Source organism: Micromonospora sp. WMMD736, from assembly GCF_049179015.1.
In the GTDB taxonomy this organism is placed as follows: domain Bacteria; phylum Actinomycetota; class Actinomycetes; order Mycobacteriales; family Micromonosporaceae; genus Micromonospora.
In genome coordinates this window covers 1-3,147 of the sequence record NZ_JBMHMI010000025.1, presented here as the reverse complement: position 1 = coordinate 3,147, position 3,147 = coordinate 1, and the positions used below count along the sequence as shown (strand labels likewise).

At 59.9% G+C, this 3,147-nt stretch carries 4 protein-coding genes; 3 read left to right on the top strand and 1 reads right to left on the bottom strand.

The features are described 5' to 3' along the window. The 3 genes from ACN269_RS32885 to ACN269_RS32875 form a co-directional block, all read left to right on the top strand. On the top strand, positions 1-312 hold a 312-nt coding region (locus tag ACN269_RS32885; protein ID WP_421476955.1), incomplete at its 5' end, for a PEP-utilizing enzyme. 59 nt (positions 313-371) lie between these two features. Next, entirely contained in the window at positions 372-1,358 is a 987-nt protein-coding gene (locus tag ACN269_RS32880; RefSeq protein WP_421476953.1) for a hypothetical protein, read from the top strand. A gap of 231 nt (positions 1,359-1,589) precedes the next feature. Beyond that, positions 1,590-2,408, top strand: coding sequence for an enoyl-CoA hydratase/isomerase family protein (locus tag ACN269_RS32875; RefSeq protein WP_421476951.1), 819 nt, complete (start codon positions 1,590-1,592; stop codon positions 2,406-2,408). Positions 2,409-2,468: 60 nt separating this feature from the next. Here the strand turns inward: ACN269_RS32875 and ACN269_RS32870 are convergent. Further along, the coding region (locus ACN269_RS32870) for an alpha/beta hydrolase (protein ID WP_421476949.1) at positions 2,469-3,147 on the bottom strand (679 nt) is incomplete at its 5' end.

Sequence of the window (3,147 nt, the reverse complement as noted above, 5' to 3'; positions counted from 1 at the left end):
GAGGGTCGGGTCCGAATCGTCCATGACCCAGCCGACGACATCGACATCGATCCAGGCGAGATTCTGGTCTGTCCGACGACCGATCCGAGTTGGGTCTCACTGATGACGATCGCCAGTGCCTTGGTGATCGACATAGGCGCAGCCGTATCCCACGGCGCGATCATCGCTCGCGAACTAGGTCTGCCGTGCGTCATTGGTACGCGGTCGGGCACCACTGACCTTCGAGAAGGAGACCACGTTCGGGTAGACGGTTCCGCCGGCACTGTCGAGGTGCTCGAACGGCCACGACAACCGGAAGTGGCCGGAGCATGAACCGCCCATCTCAGTAGTTTTCGTCAACGTAGTACGCACGCTGCCAATGAAAGGATCTGATGACTACCGCTGTGCTCGATGCCAACCTACCGATCGACTCCAACGTTCCGATGTGGAGCCAGACCCGGTGGAACGGCTGTTGGAACGCCGAGGCGAACGTCGGTATCTTCGTTCACGCGGGGTGCTATCGCCCGGATCCGCGCCTTTGGTGGGTGCATCAGATCGTTTTCTTGCCAGAAGGCAAGCTCGTGGTGCAGAACTACTGGACGCGGAACTCGTCAGATGCCGGGGTGAAGACCGAATTGCTCGACCTTGAAATGACGGCCACCGGTTGGCGAAGCACCTACGACGGGGTGGGTCAATTGACCAGCACCGCTGAACTCATCCGCGCTGCCCGCGGCGCATCCGCTCCGTGGTCAAGAGTCTCCTGGGATGTGACCGCCACAGATCGGACACCGGCCTGGCAGATGTACTCAAGCGTTGATCATCAACAGGACTTCGCCACCAAGCTGCATATGCAGCAGGTGTTCAATACATCTGGCACGTTGATGTTCGACGGCGTCGAGTATCCCTTGGAGGGTATCGGCTTCAAGGACCATTCAGCCGGCGCGCGTACCTGGGAGAGCTGGAATGGGCATCGATTCCTCATCGGAACGATGCCCGACTACACGATTCATGCGGTCACCATCGTTGATGCCGAAGGAAAGACCGGCACGCCCTTCGGATCGATTCTGAGTCTCGATGGCGGACGATCCGAAGTCAGCGTCTTCGACGCCGAACCTCTGCTGGACCTCAGCTCAGACCCGGTCGAAAAGACGATCGTGGTCACAGGCACCCAGGGCGAGCCGACGACGCTCAAAGCAGAAGTTCTGCACGCATTTCCGATAACCATCACCAACGACAATGAGAACTTCAGCGGCGTCGACTGGGATGCACCGGGAAACCCGCTCGTAATGTTCGAGTGTATGGTCCGCCTGACCGATAAGAATGGCAATGTCGGGTTCGCCCACTTTGAGCGCAGCGCTCGGCGTGACAGTTTGCGATGAGGGGTCATCGCGCTGATCGGTATGACTCACCGCAGGTTGCCTGATAGCCGAGACTCGCCCGGGCGATCGAACAGATACAGTGTTTCTGAACAGCGGATACATGGCGGTCCGTCCGAACGCCCGGGTAGTTTTCTCCGAGTTCTCCATCCGGCCAACGCGGTTCAGCAAGATACTGGTACTGGATCGGTTTGACAGGACCCGAAGCCAAACTTCAGAACAAGGAAACCTCAGATGACCGCAGCGAGGTTGGTACTGATCGAACGGCCAGAGGCCGGCATCGCGATCATCCGGCTCAACCGCCCGTCGCGAAAGAACTGCCTCACCATGGAGCTGATCACCGCGTTCCATGCAGTCCTCGACGAGATCGATTCCGACGAAGACTGTCGCGTCGTCATCCTTACCGGCGCCGGCCGATCATTCTGCGCGGGAGCCGATTACGAACTGGTGGATCTGGTTTCGCCACGCCTTCACGGTGTCGAAGGGGTGACCCGCAGCATCAATTGGAATGCTGACCTCGTGCTCCGGATGCAGGGCTTGCGTCAGCCAGTGATCGCCGCGATCGACGGCGATGCCGCCGGAGGCGGCTTCGCCCTGGCACTGGGCGCCGACATTCGTGTAAGTAGCCATGACGCCCGATTCTGTGTGGCTTTCACCAAGATCGGGTTGGCCGGCGCGGAAATGGGGCTCAGCTATACGTTGCCACGAGTGATCGGGCCCACAGCGGCTTTCGAGATGATGCTCACCAGCCGCATCATGGCGGCGGACGAAGCCTTTCGGCTCGGCCTCACTCTCGCTCCTGTGGATGTCGATCAGCTACTCCCTACCGCTCTGGGGATTGCCCGTCAGATTGCCAGTAAGAGCCCGTACGCGATTCACCAGACCAAGGCGATGCTGTGGCGCCATCTAGCTGCCACGGACATTCGTTCCGTCATCGACGCCGAGTCCAAGATTCAGGTCCTCGCCCTGCTGAGCGAAGGACATCAAGCCGCGATGGCGCCTATTCATGCCAAGGCAGCTGCCGACGTCTCCGACGCGGGAAGCCTGAAATAAGTGGCCGTTCGGTCTTGCGGTGTCTGCGATCTCGTTCCAGACCAGTAGATCTCGAACCGGTCAACGTGCATCCCGCGCTGAACCGACGGTCACTCTGACAAAGTGGCCGATCTCCGAGATAGACCTCGAAGCCTCGGGTATCACCGGCGCCAACAACTGGAAAACGTGTGGCTGCCCTACCCAGACCTGGAGTTCGCATGGCACACCCGCCGATGCAAGCTGGCTTGCAAGTCTTTCGGAATCACAGAAGACGATCTCGGAGCTACTTGCCGTCAGCAGCGTCGGCGGCAGCCCGCTCAGTTCTGCTCGCATAGGCGAGACCGCGGGATCCGATGAGTCGAGGTCACCGAGAACCACCTTGAGTAGCCAGTCCAGGCCGGCCAGGAATCCGCCTCGATCTCGCGCGGCGTTGGGATGGGCCGCTCTGGCTGCCGAAGACATGTCATAGACTCCCGAGATTCCGACCAGCGCAGCGGGCATCGGAAGTCGCAGACTGCGGATACGGAGAGCGGTTGCCAGAGTGAGATATCCGCCTGCAGAATCTCCCATGACGACGATATTGCTCGCCTTAAGGCCCTGTTCGAGAAGCCACTTGTACCCCCGGAGACAATCTTGGACTTCTTGCTCGAGCGAAACCGAAGGCACCATACGATATTGCAGTGCCAGAACCGGCATTCCGCTCGCACTGGACACTCGCGAGGTCAAACCGCGATGCGAGTTCAGCCCGCCGAAGACCCAA